Here is a 5,309-nt window from a genome sequence, read left to right as displayed (position 1 = left end):
GAATGAACTGTTCTGTCAACACTTTTTTCAATATTTTTTGAATATTTTTAGAGGACAGATTGAGGAGAAACCTCAACAGCTTGTTTATACTACTCCTCCTGATCCCTTTCCGTCAAGAAGAAATTTGATTTTTTTCTTGTGGATGGATCTATGAAGTTCGTATGTCCTGCGTCTTTCTCAACGCTTGCTTATCATACTTTGTTTTGGATCATCTGTCAATAATTTTATTAATTTTATTTAAATATTTTTAGAGGACAGAATAAAAAAAGAGCTCACCTGAGCTTTATTTTCTCAGAGTGAGCAAAATAGTTAAAAACCAAGGAATCAATAAAATACCCAATAAGATTGCTTGCGTTTTCCAAGTCATCGCGATATAGCCGATAAACTCTCTTAAAAAAGCGTTCAATGTAAAATACCACTTTGTTTTCGAGCCAAAACCAATGCATCGAAAATTTTGAAGTCTGGCAAGCTCTAAAGCTCTAAAGACATGATATCGTGTCGTCACGATCGCCACCCGATCCTTTTGTCCTGAAAGAAGCTCTCTAGAAAAAAGCAAATTTTCATTTGTGTTTTTTGAACGATTTTCCTGAATCATCCGATCAGGATCGACTCCCTTCGAAAGACAATATTCGTACATGGCTTTGCTCTCAGGAATCTCTTCCCCTTCACCTTGTCCTCCAGAAAGGATCAAGATCGCTTTTGGGTTTTTTTTCAATAATTCGATCCCCGCATCCACGCGCCCCTTCAAAAGAGGAGTGATCTTCTTTCCAAGGATGCCCGAACCTAACACGATGATCGCGTCTAGATTCTTTCGTTTTGTGAAATGAACTAGATTGAGCATCGCCGAAAAACAAAATATCGTGAACACGCTTAAACCAAAAACAACGCAAGTCGACACGATCCCATAAAGGATCGTTAAATACGGATTTTGCTGCAATCCAAAAAAGATTGGAAAGCCAAACAAATAAACGAACAAACCGATCGAGAATAATAAGGACAAAATGTTCGAAAATCGAAAGCCTTCATGACGGATCAATTTGATTCCTTCTACAAAAAATGTCAAGATCACCAATACGGGAAACATAAACAACAAAATCATGGCTATGATCAATAGAATGATCAAAGCCAAATACAAACCTTGATGCTCAACGATCCATTGCGAGTATTTCATTAAATAACCAATGATCAGCAATCCCAAAAACAAAAGCACCCAAAAGAACGAAAATCCGCTCCACAAAGTACGTGGCTCACGATACATGATCGATAAGAAGACACAAAGCGATATAAGAAAGAGAAACAATAGAATTGTCAACATCATTTATAAATTCTTGACCGCTTGATCCAAAACTTCTCCGATCGGTTCATGGATCACGAGATCCGCTTGCGCATCCATTGGTGTGACTTCTTTATTGATCAATACTAAGTGCTTTCCTCGAAAATATTGGATCAATCCGGCAGCCGGATAGACGACCAAACTCGTTCCTCCTACGATCAGAAGATCCGCCTTCGAGATCTGATCGATCGCTTGATATAAAATGTTTTGGTCCAACCCCTCTTCATACAATACTACATCGGGTTTTATGATCTGCCCATCCACATCACAACGAGGAATGCCATCTTGATCACGAAGCTTGATCGTCTCTTCCAACGTAAAGAATTTTCCGCACCGAGTGCAATAATTGCGAAGAACCGAACCATGAAGCTCGAGCACGTTGAGAGACCCCGCTTTTTGATGCAGCCCATCAATATTTTGAGTTACGATCGCCTTCAGCTTTCCAGCCTGTTCCAACTTGCTCAACGCGTAATGCGCTTTATTCGGAACAGCATCCTCGTAAATCATTTGATTAAAGTAAAAATCAAAAAATTCCTTAGGATGGTTCACAAAAAACGTGTGCGAAAGCATCGTTTCAGCTGGATATGGATATTTTTTCTTATACAATCCATTATCGCTGCGAAAATCAGGAATATGACTCTCCGTCGATACTCCCGCGCCACCAAAGAACACGATCCGGTTGCTTTCACGGATCCATTGATTTAATTGTTCTATTTGATTCATATATCTTCTCCTAAAAAAGGCGAGGAACGACCTCGCCTAATGATTATATACTAATCTTTTGGATTTTTCTTAACTTCGATATGATACCGATCATCTTTAACGTCAACATCGATCGTTGCATCATTCATAGCACCTTCCGCGATCATTTTTTTGGCGATTTCCGTTTCGATATTTCTTTGGATATATCGCTTCATCGGTCTTGCCCCAAACAATGGATCAACACCATTTTCCGCAATCTTATCGTAAACCGCATCGCTCACATGAAGAGTAATGTCTTTGTTCTCTAGGCGATGAGAAAGTTCATTCATAAACTTGCGGGCGATTCGGATAAATGCCTTATCCTGCAGTGCATTGAAGACAACAATTTCATCGATCCGGTTGATGAATTCAGGACGGAAATGTTTCTTGACCGCATCCATATACTTCTCTTGAAGAAGTTCAGGCTCATTGATGTATTCAAACGCATATTGCGCGCCTAAGTTGCTTGTCAAAATAATGATCGTGTTCTTAAAGTCGACTGTAACGCCTTTTGAATCGGTGATTCTACCATCGTCCAAGATCTGCAGTAGCACATTGAATACATCTGGATGCGCTTTTTCGATCTCATCGAACAAAACGATCGAGTATGGATTTCTTCGAACCGCTTCCGTCAGTTGACCGCCTTCTTCATGACCTACATATCCTGGAGGCGATCCGATCAAACGCGACACACTATGTTTCTCCATATATTCCGACATATCGATACGAACGATATGTCGCTCGTCATCAAACAATTGTTCCGCAAGCGCTTTGGCAACTTCTGTTTTACCTACACCTGTAGGTCCTAAGAACAAGAAAGAACCGATTGGACGATTTTCATCTTGGATCTGCGCTTTCGAACGAAGGATGCAGTCGACCACGAGTTCGATCGCATGATCTTGTCCAACAACACGTTTTTCGAGTTCATTTTTCAAGTTGAGCAGTTTTTCACGTTGCGATTCCACCAAACGAGACACCTCAACACCTGTCCAGCGTGAAATGATCTTTGCGACAAGCTCTTCATTCACTGTTTCTTGGATCATCGTTCCTTCGTTTTTAGGCAATCCATCTTTATTGATCCGAGCCTCTAATTCAGGAATGATCTGATATTGAAGCTTGGCCGCATCTTCGTAACGAAGTTCGTTTTGTGCTTGTTCGAGATCGAGTTTCGCCTTTTCCAATGCGATCTTATCTTCTTGAGCCATATTCAGGATCCGCTTTTCATCTTCCCATTTTGAATGGAGTTCATCACGCTTCTCCTGCAGTTTTCCCATTTCTTCTTCGATTTCAGTACGACGTTCAACCGCTTTTTTGTCATCCTCTGACATCAAAGACGTTTTTTCGATTTGAAGCTGCATGATCTTGCGCTCCAATTCATCCAGCTCTTGTGGCATGCTTTCCATTTGAACTTTTAAAGTCGCACAGGATTCATCCACAAGATCGATCGCCTTATCTGGCAAGAAACGATCGGTGATATAGCGATCTGACATAGTTGCCGCAGAAACAAGCGCATCATCAAGGATACGGACACCATGATACCCTTCAAAACGATCTTTCAAGCCTCGAAGGATCGCGATCGTATCCTCAACATTTGGTTCTTTGACATTGACCTTTTGGAAACGACGTTCCAGAGCGGCATCTTTTTCAATATATTGACGATATTCATTGAACGTAGTGGCACCGATCATATGTAATTCACCACGCGCAAGCATAGGTTTCAATAAGTTAGCGGCATCCATCGAGCCTTCTGTTTTTCCAGCACCTACTAAGTTATGGATCTCATCGATAAATACGATGATCCGCCCATTGGAATTTTTGATTTCATCTAGAACCGCTTTTAAACGTTCTTCAAATTCACCACGATATTTTGCGCCAGCGATCAAAGAACCCATATCGAGTTCGATTAAAGTCTTATCTTTCAAAGATTCTGGTACATCGCCTTTCATGATCCGCCATGCAAGTCCTTCAACTACAGCTGTTTTACCAACGCCAGGCTCACCAATCAAGACAGGGTTGTTTTTCGTTTTCCTTGAAAGGATCTGCATTACGCGCCGGATCTCGTCGTCACGGCCGATGATCGGATCGATCTTTCCTTCCTTGACTTCAGCAACGAGATCGCGTCCATATTTTTTTAACGCTTCTAAGTTCTCTTCCGCATTTGGCGTATCCATCTTCCGTCCGCCACGGCGTTCTAATTCTGCTTGTTCACATTCTTTCTCCGTGAGATTGAATGTTTGTACGAGTCTGCGTGAAATGTATGAATGGTTGAACATCAATGCGATCCAAAGTGTTGCGACCGAAAGGTAGATCTCATCGTGCTGAGACGCCCACTTCGCTGCTTTATCGATCGACTTTTGTACTTCATTGGACAAATTAATGTTTTGTGAAGAACTTTTCGCGATCTTCTTTTCTTCTTCCGCAATGATGGTCAAAGCCAGTTTTTTATCTACATTGATACGATCAAAAAGACCATCAAGGATTTCAGATTTGAACATCGCTTCCAACACATCGATCGTATCTACACTTGCGTGCTGATTCGCTCTAGCGTCGTTTACGGCATTCATTAAAATCTTTTGTAGATTTTCGGACATTTTTTCATAATCCATAGAAGTCCTCCTTTATGACCTGTCTAAGAGTCATCACCTTTGTATCTATTATAAAACCGCTAAAATACCACTTCAATTTAGATGCTTTATACAAAAAGAGCCCTAAAATAGGACTCTTGCATTCAATTATAACCACTTATGGTTTCTCTTTTTGAATTCTTCGAATTTCTCGAGCTCTTTGCCAAGTTTGACCAAACTTGTTCCAATCAAAACGATTCCTGCGACCTTGACGATGGATCCAATGAGTTTCATACGTAACCACTCCTTTTAGTTATCATAAAATGAATAGGTCCATAAATCACTTTCTTTGACTTTCTGTTTTAGTTTCGGATACTCGAAAAGTTCTTGCAAGGAATCAAACGAGAAGGATGGATCGCTTCCGATCAAATCCAAGCGATATTCATTTTCTCTAACCACATAAATGTTCTCTAGATCCGGTTGATGGATAGGAAGATCGGCTTTCATGGCTTCTTGCAAAGCCAGAACGATCTGATCAAGAAGCCCCGTCTTTTCAAGTTGAGTACTAACTTGTTTATAAGTTGAAGACATTTTCACTTGTTTGTCCCTAGTTATATCATTAAATTCCCTTTATTTTAAGGGCTTTTTTATTTTTTGTTTCTTTAAATTCT

At 40.4% G+C, this 5,309-nt stretch carries 5 protein-coding genes; all 5 read right to left on the bottom strand.

Features of this window, described 5'->3' with window-relative positions; all coding sequences use genetic code 11:
* Window positions 1–283: 283 nt before the first annotated feature.
* Window positions 284–1,318, bottom strand: coding sequence for a YdcF family protein (locus tag BO225_RS11155; RefSeq protein ID WP_076342288.1), 1,035 nt, complete (start codon window positions 1,316–1,318; stop codon window positions 284–286).
* Complete coding sequence (locus tag BO225_RS11150; protein WP_076342287.1) at window positions 1,319–2,056, bottom strand: NAD-dependent protein deacylase; 738 nt, start codon at window positions 2,054–2,056, stop codon at window positions 1,319–1,321.
* 50 nt (window positions 2,057–2,106) lie between these two features.
* On the bottom strand, window positions 2,107–4,680 hold the full coding sequence (locus BO225_RS11145) for an ATP-dependent Clp protease ATP-binding subunit (RefSeq protein WP_076342286.1): 2,574 nt from the start codon (window positions 4,678–4,680) through the stop codon (window positions 2,107–2,109).
* A 126-nt stretch (window positions 4,681–4,806) separates the two neighbouring features.
* Window positions 4,807–4,932 (bottom strand): hypothetical protein, encoded by a 126-nt coding sequence (locus BO225_RS12905; protein WP_269843906.1) that lies wholly within the window; start codon window positions 4,930–4,932, stop codon window positions 4,807–4,809.
* Window positions 4,933–4,947: 15 nt separating this feature from the next.
* The gene (locus BO225_RS11140) at window positions 4,948–5,229 is read right to left on the bottom strand and encodes a hypothetical protein (protein WP_076342285.1); all 282 of its coding nucleotides are present in this window, start codon (window positions 5,227–5,229) and stop codon (window positions 4,948–4,950) included.
* Window positions 5,230–5,309: the final 80 nt, after the last annotated feature.

Source organism: Dubosiella newyorkensis, assembly GCF_001945605.1.
GTDB classification, from domain to species: Bacteria; Bacillota_I; Bacilli_A; order Erysipelotrichales; family Erysipelotrichaceae; genus Dubosiella; species Dubosiella newyorkensis.
The sequence above is the reverse complement of the archived record's forward strand: the minus strand, read 5'-3'. Positions and strand labels throughout refer to the sequence as shown.

What these genes read in the sequence shown, in the direction of transcription:
- BO225_RS11145 (WP_076342286.1), bottom strand. Translation starts at nt 4,680, where the DNA reads ATGGATTATGAAAAAATGTCCGAAAATCTACAAAAGATTTTAATGAAT.
- BO225_RS11150 (WP_076342287.1), bottom strand. Translation starts at nt 2,056, where the DNA reads ATGAATCAAATAGAACAATTAAATCAATGGATCCGTGAAAGCAACCGG.
- BO225_RS12905 (WP_269843906.1), bottom strand. Translation starts at nt 4,932, where the DNA reads ATGAAACTCATTGGATCCATCGTCAAGGTCGCAGGAATCGTTTTGATT.
- BO225_RS11140 (WP_076342285.1), bottom strand. Translation starts at nt 5,229, where the DNA reads ATGTCTTCAACTTATAAACAAGTTAGTACTCAACTTGAAAAGACGGGG.
- BO225_RS11155 (WP_076342288.1), bottom strand. Translation starts at nt 1,318, where the DNA reads ATGATGTTGACAATTCTATTGTTTCTCTTTCTTATATCGCTTTGTGTC.